Origin of the sequence: Streptomyces sp. TS71-3, assembly GCF_018327685.1 — a bacterium.
Taxonomy (GTDB): domain Bacteria; phylum Actinomycetota; class Actinomycetes; order Streptomycetales; family Streptomycetaceae; genus Streptomyces.
The window spans coordinates 3,354,601-3,376,050 of record NZ_BNEL01000001.1 but is presented as its reverse complement, the minus strand read 5'-3'; the positions used below and the strand labels follow the sequence as shown (position 1 = coordinate 3,376,050).

The 21,450-nt window shown below is 71.0% G+C and carries 22 protein-coding genes and 1 pseudogene; 12 read left to right on the top strand and 11 right to left on the bottom strand.

Annotated elements, in window-relative coordinates:
- Positions 1 to 3: 3 nt before the first annotated feature.
- The 4 genes from Sm713_RS13695 to Sm713_RS13680 are packed head-to-tail and all read right to left on the bottom strand — an operon-like array spanning position 4 to position 3,038.
- Entirely contained in the window at positions 4 to 696 is a 693-nt protein-coding gene (locus tag Sm713_RS13695) for an urease accessory protein UreF (RefSeq protein ID WP_212909913.1), read from the bottom strand.
- Positions 696 to 2,417 carry an urease subunit alpha gene (locus Sm713_RS13690; RefSeq protein WP_212909912.1) on the bottom strand — a complete coding sequence of 574 codons (1,722 nt, stop codon included), beginning with the start codon at positions 2,415 to 2,417 and terminating at the stop codon, positions 696 to 698. The genes Sm713_RS13695 and Sm713_RS13690 overlap by 1 nt, the downstream gene beginning before the upstream one ends.
- Positions 2,410 to 2,721: an urease subunit beta gene (locus Sm713_RS13685; RefSeq protein WP_212909911.1), complete on the bottom strand. Its 312-nt coding sequence runs from the start codon at positions 2,719 to 2,721 to the stop codon at positions 2,410 to 2,412. Before Sm713_RS13685 ends, Sm713_RS13690 begins: the two co-directional genes overlap by 8 nt.
- Before the next feature lie 14 nt (positions 2,722 to 2,735).
- The gene (locus tag Sm713_RS13680) at positions 2,736 to 3,038 is read right to left on the bottom strand and encodes an urease subunit gamma (protein ID WP_212909910.1); all 303 of its coding nucleotides are present in this window, start codon (positions 3,036 to 3,038) and stop codon (positions 2,736 to 2,738) included.
- A 246-nt stretch (positions 3,039 to 3,284) separates the two neighbouring features.
- On the opposite strand from Sm713_RS13680, the gene Sm713_RS13675 reads away from it, so the two are divergent.
- From Sm713_RS13675 to Sm713_RS13650, 6 genes are all read left to right on the top strand, one after another.
- Positions 3,285 to 4,286 carry a LacI family DNA-binding transcriptional regulator gene (locus tag Sm713_RS13675; protein ID WP_212909909.1) on the top strand — a complete coding sequence of 334 codons (1,002 nt, stop codon included), beginning with the start codon at positions 3,285 to 3,287 and terminating at the stop codon, positions 4,284 to 4,286.
- Positions 4,287 to 4,420: 134 nt separating this feature from the next.
- Complete coding sequence (locus tag Sm713_RS13670) at positions 4,421 to 5,374, top strand: ribokinase (protein ID WP_212909908.1); 954 nt, start codon at positions 4,421 to 4,423, stop codon at positions 5,372 to 5,374.
- Positions 5,371 to 5,775 carry a D-ribose pyranase gene (gene rbsD, locus Sm713_RS13665; RefSeq protein WP_212909907.1) on the top strand — a complete coding sequence of 135 codons (405 nt, stop codon included), beginning with the start codon at positions 5,371 to 5,373 and terminating at the stop codon, positions 5,773 to 5,775. Before Sm713_RS13670 ends, rbsD begins: the two co-directional genes overlap by 4 nt.
- Before the next feature lie 11 nt (positions 5,776 to 5,786).
- The gene (locus Sm713_RS13660) at positions 5,787 to 7,280 is read left to right on the top strand and encodes a sugar ABC transporter ATP-binding protein (protein ID WP_212909906.1); all 1,494 of its coding nucleotides are present in this window, start codon (positions 5,787 to 5,789) and stop codon (positions 7,278 to 7,280) included.
- Complete coding sequence (locus tag Sm713_RS13655; RefSeq protein WP_249416274.1) at positions 7,277 to 8,311, top strand: ABC transporter permease; 1,035 nt, start codon at positions 7,277 to 7,279, stop codon at positions 8,309 to 8,311. Before Sm713_RS13660 ends, Sm713_RS13655 begins: the two co-directional genes overlap by 4 nt.
- A gap of 53 nt (positions 8,312 to 8,364) precedes the next feature.
- Positions 8,365 to 9,375, top strand: coding sequence for a substrate-binding domain-containing protein (locus Sm713_RS13650; protein WP_212909905.1), 1,011 nt, complete (start codon positions 8,365 to 8,367; stop codon positions 9,373 to 9,375).
- A 110-nt stretch (positions 9,376 to 9,485) separates the two neighbouring features.
- On the opposite strand, the gene Sm713_RS13645 is transcribed toward Sm713_RS13650, so the two are convergent.
- Positions 9,486 to 10,172, bottom strand: a complete 687-nt coding sequence (locus tag Sm713_RS13645; protein WP_212909904.1) for a nitroreductase family protein — start codon at positions 10,170 to 10,172, stop codon at positions 9,486 to 9,488.
- A 137-nt stretch (positions 10,173 to 10,309) separates the two neighbouring features.
- Between Sm713_RS13645 and Sm713_RS41185 the strand changes: the two genes are divergently transcribed.
- The 5 genes and pseudogenes from Sm713_RS41185 (at position 10,310) to Sm713_RS13625 (ending at position 14,050) form a co-directional block, all read left to right on the top strand.
- Entirely contained in the window at positions 10,310 to 10,789 is a 480-nt protein-coding gene (locus tag Sm713_RS41185; protein WP_212909903.1) for an Lrp/AsnC family transcriptional regulator, read from the top strand.
- A gap of 409 nt (positions 10,790 to 11,198) precedes the next feature.
- On the top strand, positions 11,199 to 12,512 hold the full coding sequence (locus Sm713_RS13635) for a glycoside hydrolase family 71/99-like protein (RefSeq protein WP_212909902.1): 1,314 nt from the start codon (positions 11,199 to 11,201) through the stop codon (positions 12,510 to 12,512).
- Positions 12,513 to 12,853: 341 nt separating this feature from the next.
- Positions 12,854 to 13,189: pseudogene (locus tag Sm713_RS41650) on the top strand (hypothetical protein); the annotation flags it as partial.
- Between the two features lie 106 nt (positions 13,190 to 13,295).
- The gene (locus Sm713_RS13630; protein WP_212909901.1) at positions 13,296 to 13,505 is read left to right on the top strand and encodes a DUF5808 domain-containing protein; all 210 of its coding nucleotides are present in this window, start codon (positions 13,296 to 13,298) and stop codon (positions 13,503 to 13,505) included.
- 128 nt (positions 13,506 to 13,633) lie between these two features.
- On the top strand, positions 13,634 to 14,050 hold the full coding sequence (locus tag Sm713_RS13625) for a pyridoxamine 5'-phosphate oxidase family protein (RefSeq protein ID WP_249416586.1): 417 nt from the start codon (positions 13,634 to 13,636) through the stop codon (positions 14,048 to 14,050).
- Positions 14,051 to 14,235: 185 nt separating this feature from the next.
- Here Sm713_RS13625 and Sm713_RS13620 read toward each other — a convergent pair whose 3' ends face one another.
- The 3 genes from Sm713_RS13620 to Sm713_RS13610 form a co-directional block, all read right to left on the bottom strand.
- A complete protein-coding gene (locus tag Sm713_RS13620) occupies positions 14,236 to 15,039 on the bottom strand; it encodes an alpha/beta fold hydrolase (protein ID WP_212909899.1) in 804 nt (267 codons plus the stop codon).
- 100 nt (positions 15,040 to 15,139) lie between these two features.
- Positions 15,140 to 16,633 carry an MFS transporter gene (locus tag Sm713_RS13615; protein ID WP_212911983.1) on the bottom strand — a complete coding sequence of 498 codons (1,494 nt, stop codon included), beginning with the start codon at positions 16,631 to 16,633 and terminating at the stop codon, positions 15,140 to 15,142.
- A 273-nt stretch (positions 16,634 to 16,906) separates the two neighbouring features.
- On the bottom strand, positions 16,907 to 17,413 hold the full coding sequence (locus Sm713_RS13610) for a MarR family winged helix-turn-helix transcriptional regulator (protein WP_249416273.1): 507 nt from the start codon (positions 17,411 to 17,413) through the stop codon (positions 16,907 to 16,909).
- Between the two features lie 160 nt (positions 17,414 to 17,573).
- Here Sm713_RS13610 and Sm713_RS13605 point away from each other — a divergent pair, with 160 nt between their 5' ends.
- Positions 17,574 to 17,948: a DoxX family protein gene (locus Sm713_RS13605; protein WP_212909898.1), complete on the top strand. Its 375-nt coding sequence runs from the start codon at positions 17,574 to 17,576 to the stop codon at positions 17,946 to 17,948.
- A 14-nt stretch (positions 17,949 to 17,962) separates the two neighbouring features.
- Here Sm713_RS13605 and Sm713_RS13600 read toward each other — a convergent pair whose 3' ends face one another.
- Genes Sm713_RS13600 through Sm713_RS13590 form a run of 3 tightly spaced genes read right to left on the bottom strand, consistent with a single transcriptional unit; the run spans position 17,963 to position 21,321 of the window.
- Entirely contained in the window at positions 17,963 to 19,444 is a 1,482-nt protein-coding gene (locus tag Sm713_RS13600) for an FAD-binding oxidoreductase (RefSeq protein WP_212909897.1), read from the bottom strand.
- A gap of 21 nt (positions 19,445 to 19,465) precedes the next feature.
- Complete coding sequence (locus Sm713_RS13595; protein ID WP_212909896.1) at positions 19,466 to 20,848, bottom strand: aspartate aminotransferase family protein; 1,383 nt, start codon at positions 20,846 to 20,848, stop codon at positions 19,466 to 19,468.
- A complete protein-coding gene (locus tag Sm713_RS13590) occupies positions 20,845 to 21,321 on the bottom strand; it encodes an Lrp/AsnC family transcriptional regulator (RefSeq protein ID WP_212909895.1) in 477 nt (158 codons plus the stop codon). Before Sm713_RS13590 ends, Sm713_RS13595 begins: the two co-directional genes overlap by 4 nt.
- Positions 21,322 to 21,450: the final 129 nt, after the last annotated feature.

The window sequence follows — 21,450 nt, the reverse complement described above, 5'->3', positions numbered from 1 at the left end:
GGCTCAGGAGGCGAACAGGCGTACCGGCCAGGACGCGTGGGCTTCGGCGGTGATGTCGAGGAGCGGGGCCGAGGCGGCGGGCAGGGCCTCGGTGCCTGCCTCGGCCGCGCGCACGGCCTCGGCGGCGACCTGGTCGATCCGGGGGGCGAGACGCGCGAGTACGGCCGTCGCCTCGAAGGGGTCGAGGCCCAGCAGTCGCACCGCGGCCGTGACGGGGCCGGACACGGACTCGTAGGCGGAGCAGTACGCCGCGTCCCCGGCGCCGAGGCCGGCCGAACGGGCGGCCACCCCGAGGACCACGGGCTGGTGCGCACCACGCGGGCGCGCCGCGGCCAGCAGGTCGAGTTCCCTGCCGGGCCAGACCGTACGGGCCGCCCGCATCATCTGGCGGCCGAGCCGCCTGGCCGTCGCGCGGAGTGCGGGGGAAGGGGTGCGCGCGTCCGCGAGCGTGTCGAGTTCGAGCGGGTCGGCCCCGGCCGCCGCGGACGCGGCGAGCGCGGCGCACACCAGCCCTGTGGTGCCCAGGCGGCCTCGGCAGAACCGCCCGAGGGACCCGGCGCCATCGACCCGGCCCGCCTGCACCGCCGCCTCCACCCCGCCGGAGTGGGCGTGGCCGCCCGCGGGGAAGCGGCCGTCGGCCAGGATGAGGAGCGCTCCACGGCCACCGGCCCGGACGTGCTCACCGGCGCCTGCCATCAGAACAGGAAGTAGCGCTGGGCGAGGGGTAGTTCGTCCACGGGATCGGGTTCGACGGGTTCGCCGTCGATCGTCACCGTGAACGTGTCCGGGTCCACCTGGACCCGGGGAAGCGCGTCGTTCTCCCTCATGCCGGCCTTGGTGACACCGCGTGTGGAGCCGATGGGCTCGAACCTCTTGGCGAGTTCCAGGCGCTCGGGCAGGCCGTCGGCCATGGCCGCCTCGGAGACGAAGTTGACGGAGCCCGCCGCGGCGGCCCGGCCCAGCGCGCCGAACATGGGCCGCGGCAGCACGGGCTGGGGGGTGGGGATCGACGCGTTGGCGTCGCCCATCTGCGCGTAGGCGATCTGCCCGCCCTTGATGACGAGCTGGGGCTTCACCCCGAAGAAGGCCGGCTCCCACAGCACGAGGTCGGCGAGCTTGCCTCTCTCCACGGAGCCGATCTCGTGGTCGAGGCCCTGGGCGACCGCGGGATTGATCGTGTACTTCGCGACATAGCGGCGGACCCGGTGGTTGTCGGCCCTGCCGTCCCCCGGCAGGGCGCCCCGGCGCCTCTTCATCACGTGCGCGGTCTGCCAGGTGCGCATGATCACCTCCCCGATGCGCCCCATGGCCTGCGAGTCGGAGGAGATGATCGAGATGGCCCCGAGGTCGTGCAGGACGTCCTCCGCCGCGATCGTGCTCGGCCGGATCCGGGACTCCGCGAACGCGAGGTCCTCCGGCACCGACGGGTTGAGGTGGTGGCAGACCATGAGCATGTCGAGGTGCTCCTCGACCGTGTTGCGGGTGTGCGGCCTGGTGGGGTTCGTGGAACTCGGAAGGACGTACGGCTCGGAGACCACCGTGATGATGTCCGGAGCGTGTCCGCCTCCGGCGCCTTCGGTGTGGTAGGCGTGCACGGTGCGGCCCCCGATCGCCGCCAGGGTGTCCGCGACGAACCCGGCCTCGTTCAGCGTGTCGGTGTGGATCGCCAGCTGTACGCCGGTCTCCTCGCAGACGCCGAGACACGCGTCGATCACGGCGGGCGTGGCACCCCAGTCCTCGTGGATCTTGAAGCCGAGGGCGCCGGCGCGCAGCTGGGAGTGCATCGCGGCGCGGGACGTCGTGTTGCCCTTGCCGAGCAGGCCGATGTTCAGCGGCGAGGAGTCCAGTGCCTGGAACATCCGGGCCAGGTGCCACGAGCCCGGTGTGACGGTGGTCGCCTTGGTCCCCTCGGCGGGACCCGTACCGCCTCCGACCAGGGTGGTCACCCCGGTGGCCAGCGCCTGGTCGAGCAGGGTGGGCGAGATGAAGTGGACGTGCGCGTCGATCGCACCGGCTGTGATGATCTTCCCGTTGCCCGCGACCACTTCCGTCTCGGGGCCGATGACGAGTTCCGGGGTGACCCCGTTCATCGTCTCGGGGTTCCCGGCCTTTCCTATCCCGCAGATCCGGCCGTCCCTGATGCCGATATCGGCTTTGACCACACCCCAGTGGTCGATGATCACGGCGCCGGTGACGACGGTGTCGGGCGCGCCCTCGGCCCGGGAGGTGCGGGACTGGCCCATCGACTCGCGGATCACCTTGCCGCCGCCGAACACCGCTTCGTTCCCGGCGCGGCCGGGACCACCGCTGCGGTCCTCCTCGACCTCCACGAACAGGTCCGTGTCCGCGAGGCGTATGCGGTCGCCGGCCGTCGGCCCGTACAGGTCCGCGTACGCGGCGCGAGCGAGCTCAGCCATCGAGGGGACCACCCGTCTCGCCGCGCAGTCCGGGCACGATCCGCAGTCCCGCGATCGGCACGAGCGTGACCTCGACCGGGATGCCGGGCTCGAAGCGCACGGCCGTACCGGCCGCGATGCCGAGCCGCTTGCCCCTTGCCGCCGCCCTGTCGAAGCGCAGGCCGGGATTGGTCTCGGCGAAGTGGTAGTGGGAGCCGACCTGCACGGGCCGGTCCGCGGTGTTGAGCACGGTGAGGACGGTGGTCTCGCAGCCTTCGTTCAGGACGATGGGCCCGTCGCCGTAGTGGATCTCTCCGGGGATCATCGGCGGCTCCGCCGTCAGACGATGGGTTCGTGGACGGTGACGAGCTTGGTGCCGTCCGGGAAGGTGGCCTCGACCTGGACGTCACGGATCATCTCGGGGATCCCCTCCATGACGTCGTCACGCCCGAGGACCGTACGCCCCGACCGCATGAGCTCGGTGACCGTGCGGCCGTCCCGCGCGCCCTCCAGGATGTGCGCGGTGATCAGCGCGACCGCCTCGGGGTGGTTGAGCCGCAGTCCGCGTGCGCGTCGCCTCTCGGCCACATCAGCCGCCACATGGACAAGCAGTCGTTCCTGCTCGTGGGGGGTCAGCTGCACCGTTCCACCTCGCCTTCTCGGCACCGCACGCTACGGGCGCGGCATTTCGTCCGTGTTAATAGTGCCGTCAAAGGGCCCCCCGCGCAGGGTCCTGAGACCACCGGGCGGGACGCCGGATGCTCCCCCACAGCGGTGACGCTCTCCGGCCGGCCGCGGAACGTTCAATTCCGTCTCAGCCATTGACAGGCGATCCGGTCACTGTGAACGTTCTCTGACAACGGTTTCAGTCAGCCGGAGGGGCACCCCTTGAGCACCATCCATGACGTCGCCGCACGGGCCGGTGTCTCGACCGCCACCGTCTCCCGGTTCCTGCGCGGCGAACGGATCCGGGCGGCCGAGGCGGTGCGGGCGGCGGTCGAGGAGTTGCGCTACCGGCCCAGCGCCGCGGCGCAGTCGCTCAAGTCGGGGCGCACCCGCACCATCGGGGTGGTCGTCCCGGACATCACCAATCCGTACTTCGCCGCCGTCGTGAAGGGCATGGAGAGCGCCACCCGGGAGCGGGGCTACCGCCTCCTGCTCGCCAACAGCGACGAGAGTGTCGAGCGCGAGGACGAGTTGCTGGCCGACCTGGTGCACCAGGTGGACGGCGTCATCCTGGCTCCGGCGACGGAGGGCGACCGGACGCCCCTGCGGCTGCGCGACGCCGGCGTGCCGGTGGTCTTCGTCGACCGGGACCTGGTGGGGAGCGAGCAGTTCGACACGGTACTGGTCGACAACCACGAAGGCGGCCGGCTGGCGGCCCGCCACCTGCTCGCGCTGGGCCACACCCGGATCGCCGCGATCAACGGCGACCAGAACACCACACCCGGCCGCGGGCGCCGCGAAGGGTTCACCTCAGCGCTGCGCGAGGAGGGGCTGGCCATGGCCGACGGCCACGACCTGATCGGCGACTTCCGGGAGGACAGCGGCTACCAGCTCACCCTCTCGCTGCTGTCCCTGCGGCAGCCGCCGACGGCGCTGTTCACCGCCAACAACCTGATGACGCTCGGCGCGCTGAAGGCGCTGCACGACATGCGGGTCGATCTGCCGCGGCAGTTCAGCCTGATCGGCTTCGACGACCTGGACACGGGCCCGTTGCTGAGACCGCCGCTGACCGTGGTGGACCGGCCGATGGTCGAGCAGGGCGTGCTGGCCATGCGGCTGCTGCTGCAGCGCCTGGAGGACGCAGGCGACGACCCCTCACCCCGCCGGGTGGTGCTCGCCACCCGGCTCATCGAACGCGGCTCCACCGCGGCGCCGCCCCACTAGCCGGCCGAGCCCGGGCTCTGGCCGGCCCCGGGGCTCGGTCCGGCCCAGGGCTCAGCCCGGCCCAGGGCAGGGCGCGGCCCGGGGCTCTCATCGGCAACCCACGCTCGACGGGAATCGGAACAGGAGGTCTCGCAATGGCGCGGGACGGTGTACTCGTGGTCGGCAGCATCACCGCTGACGTGACCGCGTTCAGCAGACGCCTGCCGCGGCGCGGTGAAACCGTGCTCGGGGACGACTTCACCCTCTTCCTGGGCGGCAAGGGGGCCAACCAGGCGGTCGCGGCGGCCCGGTCGGGAGCGCCCGCCTGGATGACCGGCTGCGTCGGCCGGGACCCGTTCGCCGACATCGTGCTGGACGGGCTGGCCGGCCACGGCGTGCGGACCTCCGAGATACGCACGGTGCCGGGCCGCACCGGCGTGGCCCACATCCGCGTCGACGAGACCGGCGAGAACGACATCGTCATCACGCCGCTCGCCAACTCCGCGCTGACGCCGGAGATGGTGGACCGGAGCATCGCCGCGACGGCCGGCCAGGCAGCCGTGCTGTTGCTCCAGCTGGAGGTCCGGCCCGAGGTGACCGGGCACGCCGCGGCGGCCGGTTCCGCGGCCGGTCTCGCCGTGGTCCTCGACCCGGCCCCCGCCCAGCCGCTGCCGGAGGAGGTGTGGCGGCACGTGGACGTGGTGACGCCCAACGAGAGCGAGGCCGCCGCGATCACCGGCATCGAGGTCGACGGCCCCACGGCCGCGGTGTCCGCCGGCCGCTGGTTCACCGACCGGGGCGTGCGCCACGCGCTGATCACCCTCGGCGCCTCCGGCGCGGTCTGGGTGACCGGGGAGGCCGGCCGGCACTTCCCCGCCTATCCGGTCACCCCGGTCGACACCACCGCGGCCGGCGACGCCTTCACCGGCGCGCTCGGCGCTGCCCTCGCGGCCGGCCGGGACCTCGAATCGGCCATACAGCACGGCATGGCGGCCGGAGCGCTGGCCACCACGCGGCCCGGCGCGAGCCCTTCGCTGCCGGACGCCGTCGAGATCTCCGGCCTCCTGCGCACCCGCTCGGCCCACGACCCGGAAGGAATCCCCCTGTGAGGCGCAACCGAGGAACCCTCAACGGACAACTGGCCCGCGTCATCTCCGAGGTGGGGCATACCGACCAGCTCGTGGTCACCGACGCCGGGCTGCCGATCCCGCCCGGCGTGGAGCGCGTCGACCTCGCGGTGGCCGAGAATCTGCCGCGCTTCCTGGAGCTGCTGGACGTGGTGCTCGCCGAGGTCGAGGTGGAGGAGGCGCTGCTGGCCGAGGAGATCAGGCAGAACAGCCCCGAGATGCTCGCCGAGATCGAGCGGCGGCTCGCCGCCCTCGGGGTCACGCCCCGCTTCGTACCCCACGTGGAGTTCAAGAAGGCCACCGCCTCGGCGCGGGCCGCCGTGCGCTCAGGTGAGTTCACCCCCTACGCCAACGTGCTGCTCAGCGCGGGCGTGGTGTACTGAGGGGCGGCGCGATGCATCTGCGACTGCACGGCATACGCAAGTCGTTCGGCGACAACGACATCCTCAAGGGGGTCACCTTCGAGGTGGCGCCGGGCGAGGTCGTCGCCCTGGCCGGTGAGAACGGCGCGGGTAAGTCCACGTTGACGAGGGTCATCTCCGGTGCCCACCAGCCGGACTCCGGCACCGTGGAGATCGACGGGAAGGCGGTCGCCTTCAAGGAGCCCCAGGACGCCATGGCCCTGGGCATCGGAGTGATCTACCAGGAGTTCCGGCAGAACCTCTTCCCGCAGCTGAGCGTGGCGGAGAACATCCACGTGCTGGACCGCGAGAAGCGCTTCGGGCGGCTGCTGGTCCGCAGGGAGCGCATGTTCCGCGAGGCCGGCGCGGCGCTGGGCGACCTCGGCATGGACATCGACCCCCGGCGCCCGGTGGGCTCGTTGAGCGTCGCCGAGCAGCAGATGGTCGAGATCGCCCGGGCCACCTCGCGGTCCCTGAGCCTGCTCATCCTGGACGAGCCGACGGCGGCCCTGGACGAGCGGGAGTCCGAGCAGCTCTTCCGGCAGATCCGGCGGCTGCGGGCCGGCGGCGTGTCCATCGTCTACATCAGCCACCGCATGGACGAGATCCTCGAACTCGCCGACCGAATCGTCGTGTTGCGTGACGGGAAGGTGGCCCTGGACGAGCCGGTGGCGAGGACCGGCACCGCCGAGGTCATCACGGCCATGGTGGGCGAGGCGGTGGACGACTTCTACCCGAAGGAGGACAACGTCCGCGAGGAGGTGGTACTCCGCCTCGAAGGAGCCTCCGGCGGGGGCTTCCAGGACGTGGATCTCAGCGTGCGGGCCGGCGAGGTGCTCGGCGTCGGCGGGGTGATGGGCTCCGGACGCGGCCCGCTGCTGCGTGCGATGTTCGGCCTGGAGCCGCTGACCGCGGGCACGCTGAGCGTCGACGGCCGGCGGGTGCGCCGGGGCGGTGTGCCGGAGGCCATCGCCCGGGGCATCGCCTACATCACCCCAGACCGGCAGGCGGAGGGGCTGTGCGTGGGCCTGCCGGTGCTGGCCAACGTCTCCCTCGCCACGCTGGGCCGTTACACCGGTCCGCTCGGCCTGGTGCGGCTCGGCGCCGAACGCGCGGCCGGCGAGCGGGTCATGCGGGACGTGCGGGTGCACGCGCAGTCCCCGTCGGCGGCCGTCTCGACGCTCTCCGGCGGCAACCAGCAGAAGACGCTGTTCGCCAAGTGGGTGCTGACCGCGCCCCGGGTCCTGCTGCTGGACGAGCCCACCCGCGGGGTGGACATCGGCGCGAAGGCCGAGATCTACCGCATCATCAACCAGCTGACCGCCGACGGCGTGGCCGTGGTCCTGGTCAGCTCCGACCTGCCCGAACTGGTCAACATGTCCGATCGCGCCGTGGTGATGCGCGACGGGCACGTCGTCGCGGAACTGTCCGGTGACCGCCTCGACGAGCAAGCCGTTCTTGAGCACTCCCTGGTAGGTGCCGCATGAACTCCCCCGTGTTCTCCGCTCTGAGGACCCTCGCCCGCGAACTGCGCACGGTGTGGATGCTGGTGCTGGTGTGCGTGGTCCTCAGCTTCGCCTCGCCGACCTTCCTGACCAGCACCAACCTGCTGAACGTGGGCCTGGCGACGGCGACGGTCGCCCTGCTGGCGATCGGGCAGAGCTATGTGATCGTGCTCGCCGAGATCGACCTCTCGGTGGGCGCCACGCTGGCCTTCTCGGCGATGGCCACGGCTCTGGTGCTCCGCCACCACGGCCTGGCGCTCGGGATCCTGGTCGGACTGGGCACCGGCGCCGTGGTCGGGCTGGTGAACGGGCTCCTGGTCACCAGGGCGAGGATGCCCTCCTTCATCGTGACGCTGGCCACCATGTCGATCCTCGCCGGCCTGACCCTGCAGATCAGCTCCGGCAACCCGGTCGCGGTCACCGACTACTCCTTCCAGGGCATCGGCCAGGACTACCTGGCGGGCGTCCCGGTCCCGGTGTGGCTGATGCTGGTGGCCTACCTGGTCTTCGGGGTGCTGCTCGCGCGCACGGGCTTCGGCAGGTTCGTCTACGCCACCGGTGACAACCTGGAGGCCGCCCGGCTGTCGGGCATCCGCACCCAGCGGATCAAGGTCATCGCCTTCGTGCTGGCCGGGGTCCTGGCGGCACTCGGCGGCTTCGTCCTCACCGCCCGGCTGTCGACCGCCGAGCCGACCGCGGGCACGGGATACGAGCTGGAGTCGATCGCGGCCGTCATCATCGGCGGCACCAGCCTGGCCGGCGGACGCGGCAAGCTGCTGGGCACCCTGATCGGCGCCCTGGTGCTCGGCGTGATCGACAACGGCATGAACCTGCTGGACGTCTCCCCGTTCCTCCAGGAGCCCGTCAAGGGCGTGGTGATCCTTCTCGCCGTCTACTTCGACCGCAACATCGACTCCCTGCGGGCCCTGACGTTCTGGCGGAACCCGGGCAACCCCGCCGTGCCGACACCGTCACCGTCGCCGTCGCCCTCAAAGACCGATCCGGTCGGGTAGCGACAGCCACTCCGCCCCCGTCCGCCCCCATCCTGGTTCAAAGGAGAGCACAGATGCGAGCAGTTCACACCGCCGTGGCGCTGGCGGTCGTTTCCACCCTGACCCTGGCAGGCTGCAGCCGGGGCAGCGGTGGCAGTCCGGACTCCACCTCCGGTGGCAAGGGCGCGGCCCGGCCCAAGAACGCCACCATGATCATGAGCACCCTGAACAACCCGTTCTTCATCAGCGTGAAGAACGGCGCTCAGGCGGAGGCGAAGAAGCTCGGCTTCGCGCTCAACGTGCAGAACGCCAACAACTCCGACACCACCGCGCTCAACCTGGCGACCTCCGCGGTCTCCAAGCAGGTCGGCGCCCTGATCATCGACCCGGTCAGCACGCAGTCGGCGACCTCGGCGGTCAACCAGGCCAACGGCGCCAAGATCCCGATCCTCGGTTTCGACCGCAGGCCGAGCGGCGGCACGCTGGCCTCCTTCATCGGATACGACGCGATCGAGGCCGGCCGCCGCAGCGCCGACGCGCTCGCGAAGTCCCTGGGCGCCAAGGGCCAGGTCGTGGAGATCCAGGGGCTCCTGGGCACCAACGTGGCCCAGGACCGCAGCAAGGGCTTCGAGCAGGAGATCGCCAAGTCGCCGGGCATCAAGGTCGTCGCCAAGCAGGCGGCCAACTTCGACCGGGCGACGGCGCTCGACACGATGACCAACATCCTGCAAGCTCACCCGGGCATCGACGGCGTCTACGCCGCCAACGACGAGATGGCCATGGGCGTGCTCGCCGCGCTGAAATCCCGCGGCCTGGCCGGCAAGGTCCAGCTCGTGGGCAACGACGGCATCTCCGACGCGCTCCAGGCGATCAACGCCGGCCAGATGTACGCCACCAACGCCGAGTCGCCCTACGCGCTCGGGCAGCAGGTGGCCCGGCTGACGGCACAGGTCCTGGCCGGCAAGGCGGTGAAGGACAACCAGGTGCTGGAGGGGAAGCTCACCACCAAGGACACCGTGAAGGCCTACGCCCGGACGCTGGTGGGTCTCGGGGACTCCGCCGACGTTCCGGCGTCGCTGAGGTAGCAGCCGCGGCGCACCCGGACCGCGCGACCGCCGGCCGGGAGCGAGGCACCCTCGCTCCTTCGCCCCCGGTCGCGCGGTTCTGACGGCGTTCGCCGTGCGGACCGGGCGGGTCACCGCAGTCCCGGGCTCTCGACGGTCGCTTCCGCCAGCGACTTGCGCGCCAGGTCCGGGACCTCGCAGTCGGCCGCGGCGTAGCCGATCGGGAAGAGGATGTAGGGCCGTTCGTTGCCGGGCCGCTCGCAGATGTCGGTGAGGAACCCCATCGGGTTGGGCGTGTGCGTCAGGGTGCACAGCCCCATCGCGTGCAGTGCGGCGATGAGGAAACCGCAGGCGATGCCGACGCTCTCGTTCACGTAGTAGTTCTTGCGCAGCGAGCCGTCCGGCATCGCGGTGCTCTTCTCGGCGAAGCAGACGACGATCCACGGCACGACGTCCAGGTAGCCCTTGTCCGAGCCCGTCTCCAGGCGCGCGAGCGCGGCGCGCCACGGGGGCGGGATCCGCCCGCCTTCGTAGTTGGTCCGCTCCTCCTCCTCAGCGGCGACCCTGATGCGGTGCTTCGTCTCGGCGTCGCCGATCACGGCGAACTTCCACGGCTGGAAGTGCGCACCGGAGGGGGCGGTGTTCGCCGCGGCGATGGCGAGGTCGACGCACGCGCGCGGGACCGGCTCATCGCTGAAGTACCGCACGCTGCGCCGGCCGTCGAGGAAGGACAGGAACTCCTTGCCCCGATCGACCGCCTCGGTCTCGTCGTACCGGGCAGGCCGATAGGGGATGAACGGGTGGGTGTGCTGCCTCACGAGGGCTCCTGAAGGGCGGGGAGGCAACAGCGTGGGCTACCGCCAGCCGAATGTGCAACACATCCACCTTCACCTTGCTAATGTGACAAGAAACGGGGCCAGGAAGTGCCTCTGAGCTCTCAGATCGGCAGGGTGCGGTGGCACGACAGGGTCTGGACCGGCTCGACGGCCGGATGCTGCGCCTGCTCAGGGAGCGCCCGCGCGAGGGTCTGCTGGAGATCGCCCGGCAGCTCGGCGTCGCGCGCGGCACCCTCCAGGCCCGGCTCAACCGGCTGACCGACGCCGGCGTGGTGACCGGCTACGGGCCGGACGTGGACGTCAGCGCTCTCGGTCACGTGGTCCAGGCCTTCACCACCTTCGAGGTGGACCAGTCGGCGCGCGAGGCGATCACCGTGCGCCTCCGGGCCGTGCCGCAGATCCTTGAGGCGCACATCGTGACGGGCCCCGGCGACATCTGGTGCCGCATCGCGGGCACCAGCAACCAGCACGTGCAACAGGTGATCGACCACGTCCTGGAGGTGCCGGGCGTCCGGCGCGGTACGACGGTCATCGCGCTGAGCGCCGTCATCCCCTCCCGGGTCCAGCCCCTGGTCGACGAGGTGGCCGGGCTGTCCTGAGGCGGGGTGCTCCGAGCCGGGGCGTCCCAAGCCGACTGTAAATGTATTTACTGGCCATACGGTGCGGACCCAAGGCCACTTGAGAACGCTCTCACTGAGCTCGGGCGCATGACTGTGCCTGATCACGTCCCCTCAACACGCCTTACACCTAAGGAAACACAAGGATTCCAGCGGATGTGCCACCCGAACCAGGCACGTCCCGAGTATTGACGTAAAGCAATCCACTGGATTTACATACCCCCACGCCCCACCTTTCGACGCCACGCCCGCGCGCCACGCCACGCCACACCTCCGGGACCGGTCGATCCACGCATGCCGGCCCGGACCCTCCCGACGTAAGCCCCCCGACCTGACCCGACCCTGACTCGATCGGCTCCAGTGCAGCCTGACGACAGCAAAGGAACACGCGGTGGACAAGCGATCACACACACGACGGAATTTCCTGCGTGGCACGGCCGTGCTGGGCGCCGGGGCGGGAGCGCTCTGGGCCGGGATCGGCGCCGGGTCCCGGGCCGGCGCGGCCGGCGTCCCCAGGCCGGCCCCCGCGCGGCCGGCCGCCGCGCCGAGCGTGAGGGGCAAGGTGTACGCGGGCTACCAGGGGTGGTTCGCCTGCGCCGGGGACGGCTCCCCCGTGAACGCGTGGACGCACTGGGCCTCGGGCACGCCGGCCCCCGGCAACCAGACGTTCGAGCTCTACCCGGACGTGTCGGCGTACCCGGCCGACGCGCTGTTCCAGACCGGATACGCCGCCCTCGGCAACGGCCGGCCGGCCAAGCTGTTCTCCTCGTACCTGACGGCGGTCATCGACCAGCACTTCCACTGGATGCAGCAGTACCAGATCGACGGTGCCGCCCTCCAGCGCTTCGGCAGCGACATCAAGGCCGCCGGCCAGCCCCGCCTCCAGCAGCGCAACGACATCCACGGGAAGGCGAGAAGCGCCGCCGAGAAGTACGGCCGCGGCTTCTACATCGAGTACGACATCAGCGGGCTCGACGACGGCACCCTCGTCTCGACGATCCAGAACGACTGGACGAACACCGTCACGGGAACCCTGCACCTGACCGACTCCCCGTCGTACGCGCGCGAGGGCGGCAGGCCCGTCGTGGAACTGTGGGGCCTGGGCGTGAGCAACCGTGCCGGCACCGTGGACGGTTGCCTGCAACTCATCAACTGGTTCAAGGGCAAGGGCGCCTACGTCATCGGCGGTGTCCCGCGCGGCTGGCGTACCGACTCGGGCGCCAAGCCCGGTTTCGGTCCCGTCTATGCCGCCCTTGACATGGTCTCGCCCTGGAACACCGGCAACGCCAACGTCGACCAGCAACTGTTCGACGACGACTACGCGCAGCTGAAGGCGAACGGGCAGGACTACCAGCCGGTGATCTATCCGGGCTTCGCCTGGTCCAACTGGCACACCGGGTCTCCGAGGAACGAGATCCCGCGCAGGGCCGGGGACTTCATGTGGCAGCAGGCCGTGGCCGTGCGCAAGTGCGGCACCGACTCGGCGTTCATCGCCATGTTCGACGAGTACGACGAGGGCACCGCCATCGCACCGGCCGCCACGGACGCCTCGATGATCCCGGCGAACCAGTACTTCCTCACCCTGGACGCCGACGGCACCCACGTCTCGTCCGACTTCTACCTGCGCCTCGCCACCGCCGCCACCAAGATGATCAACGGCTCGGCGCCCATCAGTCCCACGGTTCCGATCCCGCCGACCGTGTGACCGGCCCGGCAACGGAGAGGCCGGGCCACCAGCCGCCTGCCCCTGGGGCCCGCAGGCCCCACAAGTCACCGATCCCCTGAAGGAGTTGCCCATGCGGCGAAGAGTCGTCTCCGGTCTCTGCGGCGTCGCGCTGCTCACGGCCGGTGCCCTGTCCGTCCTCCCGCACCGCGCCGCCTCCGAGACGCCGCCTGCCGAGCCGGTCGCGGCAGCAGTTGCCGACGTGGCTGCCACGGCTGGTGCCAGGACACCCTTCGTAACGGTCGAAGCCGAAGCCGGGAACCTCGGCGGCGGCGCCCGGCTCCGCTCCCTCACCCCCGGAGCGGCCGCGCACCGCGGCCTCCCTGGAGACCGAGGCCTCGGGCTACGCGCTGGTCGAGCTGGGGGACACCGGTGATTCGGTGGCCCTACCGAACAACACCGGCAAGAAGGCCAACACCCTCGTGGTCCGCACCTCGATTCCGGACACACCGCAAGGCGGTGGCACCGACGCGTCCCTGGACCTGTATGTGAACGGCACGTTCCGGCAGGCGATCACGTTGAGCTCTCGTCAGGCGTGGAACTACCGCCACGCGACGACCAACCCGGACGACCCCGACGCCGGCGGCATGCCCTACCGCTTCTACAACGACTTCCCCATCTGGGTCGAAGGCGCACCCATCGCGCCGGGCAGCACCATCGAACTCCGGAAGGACGCGGCCAACACCGCCGCCGTCTACGACATCGACTCCGTCGACCTGACACCGGCTGCCCGCCGCCGACGACGACGGCGACCGGTCCCGGTACGTGCAGCGCGACGACGATCGCCACTGGCACGTCGCCGGGATGGTCTATGTCCGCCGCGGCGATCCGGCGGTCCTCGTCCACCGGCGGGCGGGCATGTACTGGACGCTCAACCTCGGCCACCCCGTCAGCTGGCTGATCCTCGCCGTCGTCGTTCTCGTCGCCGTCCTCACCGGGCTCGGCGTCATCGACCTGCCCACGAGAAGCGGCTAGCGACCAGCAGCGCTGGACGGCGGCACGCGCATCTTTGGTCGTAGGTCGCAGGTCGGTGGTGGAGTGACCGGCGGCACCGGAAGATGGGAGACGTGGAATCTCCCCGTGTGGAATCTCCCGGTTTCGATGTGGACGCCTTCCTTCAGCAGCCGCTCACCGCGCGTATCGCGACGAGCGGGCCGACGGTGCGTCCTGTCTGGTTCCTCTGGGAAGAGGGTGCCTTCTGGACCCTGACCGGCCCGTGGGCGCGGCTGTTCGACCGGGTGAAGGATGACCCGAACGTCGCCCTCGTGGTGGACGAGTGCGATCTCCTGACGGGGCGTGTCCGGCAGGTGATCGCTCGGGGCCGGGCCGATCTCGTGCCTTTCGACGTGCCGAGGGGGCGGCGGAAGCTTGCCCGCTACCTGGGAGCGGACGAGGCTCTGTGGGATGCACGCTTCGTGCACTACCTGCACGACGATCCGGTCGAACGGGGCACGATGTGGCTGCGTTTGGTGCCGGACTCGCTCAGCGCGAAGGATCTCAGTTACTCGGTGGCGCCGTGACGGTGTACGTGGCGCCGTGACGGTGTAGCTCGATCAGGCCCGCGAGTCCGCGGGCATGGCACCGCAGACGCATCGCACGCGAGGAGGGGACCACGGCAGGCTTCCCGCCGCGGTCCCCCACAACGGGCTTCCCCCCGTGGTCCCGTCCCGGTGCCGCAAGAGGAGCGGAACGCACCGCCCCGTCCCTACCTCGTCCCCACCACGCCGGCCAGGAGCTTCGCGGTGCCTTCGGGTGCCTCCACCGGGAAGTGGTGGCTGCCCAGATCGACCAGGACGATGTCGAAGCGCGCCCCGTAGCGGTCCACCGCCTCTCGCGTCACCAGGTCTCGTACCGCGAACACGGTGATCGGCTGCTTCGTCTCGCGCAGCGCCGCGTCCATGTCCCAGTGCACCAGGCCCTCGATGGAACGCAGGCCCGCGGGCTGCCGCACCGCGACCATCTTCTCGACGTACGCATCCGTGAGAGCCGTGGCGGTCCCCGCCGGCGAACCTCCCTCGACGAGGCCCCGCACCGCTGCGGGGAAGTCCTGGCGGAACACGCGCGCCACCGCCTCGGTGCGCTCTTCGCTCTGCGCGGGGAAGAGGGAGAGATAGTGCAGCGCGTCGAGTGCGACCACATGCGAGACCGTGTCAGGCAGCAGCCGGCCGGCTTCGACGGCGACCGCACCGCCGAGGGAGTGCCCGGCCACGACGCACGTGTCCACCGACTCGGCCTCCAGTACCGCCGCCACGTCGCGAGCGAACTCCTCGATGGTCCAGACGTCCCTCGTCGACCGCGACTCGCCATGCTCGGCGAGGTCGATCGCGAGGACGCGGTGGTCCCCCGGCAGATGGTCGGTCACCGCATCGAAGTCGCCGCGGTCGCACGCCCAGCCGTGGATGAGCGCCAGGACCGGCCCTCCGGCCGGACCGCTGGCCGTGTACCGGATCGTCGTGTGATCCGACCGCTGCACCTCAAGGTTCTCCCTGGTCCTGCTCGCAGTCCCCACCGTGTCTCCTCCATCCCTGTCGTGGAACGCTGAATGCCGGACGCCGTGTCGGTTGGTGATGCCGACGGCGTCGCCGGGTCCTCTCCTACTGCTCGGCGGCTCACCTGCACGGGGCCATGACGCCACGCTGCTCCGCCCGTCCCCGGTCCCGAACCGGGGACGAGGACGGCCCGCCGCACGAGCCGGTGGGCGGCAGCCTGAGGCTCAACACGAAGGTCAGCGCGACCGCGCCGAGCCAGGCCAGCAGCGTCACCAGCAGCGCGTCCCGCATGCCCCAGCGGCCGGCCAGGGCCAGGAAGAGCGAGCCGATCGTCGCGACGCCGAGTGCGAGCGCCGACTGCTGGGTCGTGGTCATCACACCGCTGCCCACGCCCGCACGCTCGTGCGGGACATCCGAGAGCACGATGCGGAAGAGCACCGGCAGTTGCAACCCCTGGGCGAACCCGATGACCGCGAACGCGGGGATGAGGCCCCACGCGTCCAGGTGCGGCCAGTAGTGCCAGAGGGTCAGGAGCAGCAGGGCGCCGCCGGCGAACTGCATCAGGCAGCCGGATGTCACCACGTTCCCCGCACCGTACCGGGTGACCATCCGGGGACCGGCGAGCGAGGCGAAGAAGACGGAGAGCGCGAACGGTGCCAGTGCGAGGCCCGCCGTCACCGCGGTCATCCGCAGGCCCTGCTGCAAGGAGATGGCCAGCACGAACATCAGGCCGCCGAAGCCGATCCCGAAGGGCGGCAGGAGCGCGAGGCCGCGGCGCAGCGAGACGAGGCGCAGCAGGCTCGGCGGCACCAGCGGGGTGCGGCCCAGCCGGTCGGCCCTCGCCTCGACGCGCTGGAAGGCCAGCGCGAGGAACGGGCTCACCGCGAGCAGGACCCAGGTCCACACCGGCCATCCGCTCGCCCTTCCCTCGGTGAGCGGCAGCAGCAGCGCGGCGAGTGCCGCGGTGAGCAGGAGGGTTCCCGGGACGTCGACGGGCTCGGGCCGTGCGGAGCGGGTGCCCGGCACGGTGCGCGTCGACAGGATGAGGCCCGCCGCGGCTATCGGCACGTTCACCAGGAAGATCGAGCGCCAGCCGGAGCCCCACGGATCCGCGGCGACGAGGACGCCGCCGAGGATCTGGCCCACCACCATGGACAGGCCCTGGGTGGCACCGTACAGGCCCACCGCCCTGGCCCGGCGGTGGCCACGGGTGGAGGCGTGGATGGTGCCCAGGACCTGCGGCATCATCATCGCGGCCGCCGCCCCCTGGGCCACCCGGGCGATCACCAGCACCCACGGGTCGGGCGCGAGCCCGCACGCGAGCGAGGTGAGCCCGAAGGCGGCCAGGCCGGCGATGAAGAGCCTGCGCCGGCCGAACGTGTCGCCGAGCCGCCCTCCGAGGACGAGCAGGACCGCGTAGGCCAGGCCGTACCCGGCCACCACCAGTTCGAGCAGCGCGGGACCTGCGTCGAGGTCCTCGCCGATGGTCGACAGGGCGACGTTGACGATGAAGAAGTCGATCAGCGGCAGGGCCGCACCGAGCAGGACGGTGAACAGGCCCAACGAGCCCAGTACGACCCGCTGGTGATCGGGACGGCCGCCGTCGCCCTCCACGGTGGCGGGAGCGGCGACCCGTCCCCTGACCGGCTGTCCGCGGGATGCTCCGGAAGGTTCAGAAGTACTCACCCTGGCGACGATTCAACGCCCGGCAGCCTGGTACCAGAGTCTCTTCATCCTGGTAGAAGCAGTACCAGGTAACAGGGTGGGCGGCATGGCACGGTGGTTCGACGACCACGGCTGCCGGCAGCGGCCCCGAGCGACACCCCGCCGTGCGGCTCCACGCCCCGTCCCCGTCCCGTCTCACCCAGGCCGGACTCCGAGGCGCCTTCAGGCCGGACCCTCCGAGGCGCCTTCGGGCTTCCACGAGGGGCATTCGGAGCCGAGAGCGGTGTTGACCCGGCGGGTGATGGCCAGCAGCTGCCTCTGCTGCGCCCGGGTCAGGGGGGTGAAGACGAGCCGGCGGACCTCCCGCACATGGCCGGGGGCGGAGGCGACCACCTTGTCCCACCCGGCGTCGGTGAGTATGGCGAGCGTGTAGCGGCCGTCGCCGGGGTCGGGCGTGCGCCGGACCCAGCCCTGCCGCTCCAGACGCTTCACGACGTGCGACAGGCGCGACAGCGAGCCCTCGGCGAGCACCGCGAGCTCGCCCATCCTCAGGGTGCGCTCGGGCGACATGGAGAGCCCCGACAGGACCTGGTACTCGAAGTGGCTGATGCCCGCGTCGCGCTGGAGTTGCCGGTCGAGGCCTCCGGCGAGCCTGATCAGCATGGCCGTCAGCGCGATCCAGGTCTCGCGCTCGTCCTCGTCCAGCCAGCGGGGTTCATCAGGGCTCACACCGCCATCGTAACTTGACGCCTCAAGCGATCCTCCGTGCACACAGGCTGGGGACGACCGGCCGCGGGAGCACCTCGATCGATTGACACGTCAACTCAGCCCCCGCTAGATTCACTTGAATATTGAATTGAACCTTCAACTCAAAAAGTGGGATCTCCTCATGAACCTCGCCTTGTGGATCATTGCTTGCGTACTGGCCGCCGTCTTCCTCGCGGCGGGCCTGATGAAGATGGTGCAGCCCAAGGAGAAGCTCGTGGCCTCCGGCATGGGCTGGGCCGAGAGCTTCTCGCCGGGCGGCGTCAAGGCCCTCGGCGCCGTCGAGGTCCTCGGCGCGGTCGGTGTGATACTCCCCGCCGCCGTCGGTGTCGCCGACGTCCTGGTGGCCTGGGCGGCCGTGGGCATGGCCATCACCATGCTGGGCGCGACGGTCGTGCACGCACGCCGCAAGGAGGCCCAGTCGCTGCCGATCACGGTGGTGCTGCTGATCCTTGCCGTGGTGGTGGCCTGGGGCCGCTTCGGCCCCTACTCCTTCTGAACTGGCGCCGGACCTCACCCGCCGAGCAGCGGCCCGACGACCCGGGCGGCCAGCGACGGGCGGCCGGTGACGCGTTCCTCGACGTCGGCGGCGGCCATGACGCCCAGGCCGGCGTTCACGCCCAACCAGCGCAGCGGTTCCGGTTCCCAGCGCGGCGAGCGGTGGCCCACCCAGGGCAGCCGGGTCAGCTCGGTGTCGCGGCCGGTGATCAGGTCGGCGAGGGTGCGTCCCGCGAGATTGGACGTGCCGACGCCGTCGCCGACGTAGCCGCCGGCCCAGGCCAGGCCGCGCGCGCGATCGAGGCCCACGGAGGCGTGCCAGTCGCGCGGGACCCCGAGCACGCCGCCCCAGGTGCGGTCGACGCGGGCGTCGCGCAGTTCCGGGAACAGCTCGACGAGGGCCCGGCGCAGCGCATCGTGCACGCCCGCGTGCTTCTCGTGCCGTGCGGCGATGCGCGAGCCGAAGTGGTAGGGCGCGCCGCGTCCGCCGAACGCGATGCGGCCGTCGGCGGTGCGCTGGCCGTAGATGATCAGGTGGCGCTCGTCGGCGAAGGTCTGGCGCTCCGCCAGCCCGATGCGGCTCCAGATGTCCTCCGCGAGCGGCTCGGTGACGAGCATCAGCGAGTACACGGGCGCGAGCGCCCGGCGTTCACCGCGCAGCGTGGCCGTGTAGCCCTCGGTGGCGCGCACGACGACGTCGGCCCGCACGCGGCCGTGGGCCGTGACCACCTCGGCGCCGCGCGAGCCGTCGCGGCGCGGCCTGATCTCGGTGACCGGCGTCCGCTCGTGAAGGGTGACACCGAGCGCCACGAGCCGGTCGGCGAGGCCGCGCACCAGCCTGGCCGGCTGGATGGCGGCGCAGTGCGGTGTGTAGAGGCCGCCGAGCACGGAGCTTGCGCCGACCATGGCGCGGGCCTCGCCGGCGTCGAGCAGCCGCAGGTCCTCGTCCGTCAGGCCGAGCGCGTGCTCCGCCGCCGCATCGGCGCGGGCGCGGCTCAGCTGCGGAGCGGTACGCGCGAGCGTGACGCTGCCGCCCTTGGCGTAGTCGCAGTCGATGCCCTCGCGCGCGGCGACGGCGCCGACCTCGTCGACAGTGGCGCACAGCGCGCGGTGCAGCGCGAGCGCCCGGTCGCGCCCCGAAACCCGGGCGATGCGCGAGGAGCTGGTGGGGAACAGCGCCGAGCACCAGCCGCCGTTGCGTCCCGACGCGCCGAATCCGGCGTAGGCGGCGTCGAGCACGATCACGCGCAGCGCCGGATCGATGACGTGCAGGTAGTAGGCGGTCCACAGGCCGGTGTAGCCGGCGCCGACGATCGCGACGTCGGCGTCGCGGTCCCCCGGCAGCGGATCGCGCGGCACCAGCCGGTCGGCGAGGGCGTCGAGCCAGAACGACGGCGCCCCGCGGGCGCCACCGGGCCGCGCCGGCGCCCCGGGGGCGGCCGGCACGGCGTCGATGTGCGTTTCGCCCGACGCCTCGGGTGATCGCTCGTCAGGCATGACGCGGTATCAGGTCGCCGGTCACAGCAGCTTGCCCGCCCTCGTGAGCACATCCCGCAGCACGGACTCGATCTCGTCGAAGTGCTCCTGCTCGCAGATCAGCGGTGGCGAGAGCTGGACGACGGGATCGCCGCGGTCGTCGGCGCGGCAGTACAGGCCGGCCTCGAACAGCGCCCCCGACATGAAGCCGCGCAGCAGCCGCTCGGACTCCTCCTCGTCGAAGGTCTCCTTGGTGGCCTTGTCCTTGACGAGTTCGATGCCGTAGAAGTAGCCGTCGCCGCGTACGTCGCCGACGATCGGCAGGTCGCGCAGCTTCTCCAACGTCGCGCGGAACGCGGCCTGGTTGTCGAGCACGTGCTGGGTGAGTCCCTCGCGCTCGAAGATGTCCAGGTTGGCCAGGGCCACGCTCGCCGAGACCGGATGTCCGCCGAAGGTGTATCCGTGGCCGAACATGTTGGTGCCCTCGTAGAAGGGCGCCGCGATGCGGTCGGACAGGATCGCGGCCCCGATCGGCGAGTAGCCGGAGGTCATGCCCTTCGCGCAGGTGATGATGTCGGGCTGGTAGCCGTACCGCTGCGCGCCGAACATCGTCCCGAGCCGGCCGAAGGCGCAGATCACCTCGTCGGAGACGAGCAGCACGTCGTAGGTGTCGCAGATCTCGCGCAGCCGCTCGAAGTAGCCCGGCGGCGGGGTGATGCAGCCTCCTGAGTTCTGCACCGGCTCGACGAAGACCGCGGCGACCGTGTCGGGGCCCTCCATCAGGATCGCCTGCTCGACCTGGTCGGCGGCCCAGCGGCCGAAGGTGGCCTCGTCCTCGGCGAGCGACGGCACGCCGGAGATCTCCGCCGCGCGGTAGAAGTTGGTGTTGGGCACCTTGTGCGCGCCCGGCACCAGCGGCTCGAAGTCCATCTTCGCTTCGGGGATGCCGGTGATGGACAGCGCACCGTGCGGGGTGCCGTGGTAGGCGACGGCGCGGCTGATCACCTTGTACTTCCTGGGCTTCCCGGTGAGCTTGAAGTACTGCTTGGCCGCCTTCCAGGCCGTCTCGACGGCCTCGCCGCCGCCGGTCGTGAAGAAGACCTTGTTGAGATCGCCCGGTGCGTAGCCGGCGAGCCGTTCGGCGAGTTCGACGGCGGCCGGGTGGGAGTAACCGCCCCACAACGGGAAGAACGCGAGCTCGCGCGCCTGCTTGGCGGCGGCCTCGGCCAGTTCCTCGCGGCCGTGCCCGGCCTGCACCACGAACAGGCCGGAGAGGCCGTCGAGGTAGCGCTTTCCCTGGCTGTCGTAGATGTAGGCGCCGTCGCCGCGCACGATCATCGGTGGTGGCGTGTCCCGGTAGGACGACATCCGGGTGAAGTGCATCCAGAGGTGGTCGTAGGCGCTGTCTGCCTGTGTGTACGTCATCGCGTGCCCCAGGAGTACGTCTGTTTGCGGAGCCGCAGGTACACGAAGCTCTCGGTGCTGCTGACCTCGGGTATCGCGCGGATCCGCTTGCTGATGATCTCAAGCAGCTGGTCGTCGTCCTCGCAGACGACCTCGATGATGAGATCGAAGGAACCGGCGGTCACCACGACGTAGTCGACCTCCGGCATGGCGGCGAGCTTCTCGGCGACCGGCTCGACGTCGCCGGCGCAGCGGATGCCGACCATCGCCTGGCGCTTGAAGCCGACCGTCAGCGGATCGGTGACCGCGACGATCTGCATCACGCCGGCGTCGATCATCTTCTGCACCCGCTGCCGCACCGCGGCCTCGGAGAGGCCGACGGCCTTCCCGATCGTCGCGTACGGCCGCCGGCCGTCCTGTTGGAGCTGCTCGATGATCGCCTTCGACAGTGCGTCCATCACCACACCGTGCGAGCGCCCAAGCTGGTCACCCATGTCACCCGCCACCTCGCCATCTTCACCTTGATGCGTCCTTGACGCAAGGGTAGAGGAGCGAAAATCGTTGAACCGAGGCTCCTGGGCAACGGAATCACGCGTTGGATCGCCCTCTCCCTGTTGAAAACG

Bases quoted from the DNA above. Each gene is read 5' to 3' on its own strand.
- Sm713_RS13695 (WP_212909913.1), bottom strand. From the start codon at position 696: ATGGCAGGCGCCGGTGAGCACGTCCGGGCCGGTGGCCGTGGAGCGCTC.
- Sm713_RS13690 (WP_212909912.1), bottom strand. From the start codon at position 2,417: ATGGCTGAGCTCGCTCGCGCCGCGTACGCGGACCTGTACGGGCCGACG.
- Sm713_RS13685 (WP_212909911.1), bottom strand. From the start codon at position 2,721: ATGATCCCCGGAGAGATCCACTACGGCGACGGGCCCATCGTCCTGAAC.
- Sm713_RS13670 (WP_212909908.1), top strand. From the start codon at position 4,421: ATGGCGCGGGACGGTGTACTCGTGGTCGGCAGCATCACCGCTGACGTG.
- Sm713_RS13660 (WP_212909906.1), top strand. From the start codon at position 5,787: ATGCATCTGCGACTGCACGGCATACGCAAGTCGTTCGGCGACAACGAC.
- Sm713_RS13655 (WP_249416274.1), top strand. From the start codon at position 7,277: ATGAACTCCCCCGTGTTCTCCGCTCTGAGGACCCTCGCCCGCGAACTG.
- Sm713_RS13650 (WP_212909905.1), top strand. From the start codon at position 8,365: ATGCGAGCAGTTCACACCGCCGTGGCGCTGGCGGTCGTTTCCACCCTG.
- Sm713_RS13605 (WP_212909898.1), top strand. From the start codon at position 17,574: ATGAACCTCGCCTTGTGGATCATTGCTTGCGTACTGGCCGCCGTCTTC.
- Sm713_RS13600 (WP_212909897.1), bottom strand. From the start codon at position 19,444: ATGCCTGACGAGCGATCACCCGAGGCGTCGGGCGAAACGCACATCGAC.
- Sm713_RS13595 (WP_212909896.1), bottom strand. From the start codon at position 20,848: ATGACGTACACACAGGCAGACAGCGCCTACGACCACCTCTGGATGCAC.
- Sm713_RS13590 (WP_212909895.1), bottom strand. From the start codon at position 21,321: ATGGGTGACCAGCTTGGGCGCTCGCACGGTGTGGTGATGGACGCACTG.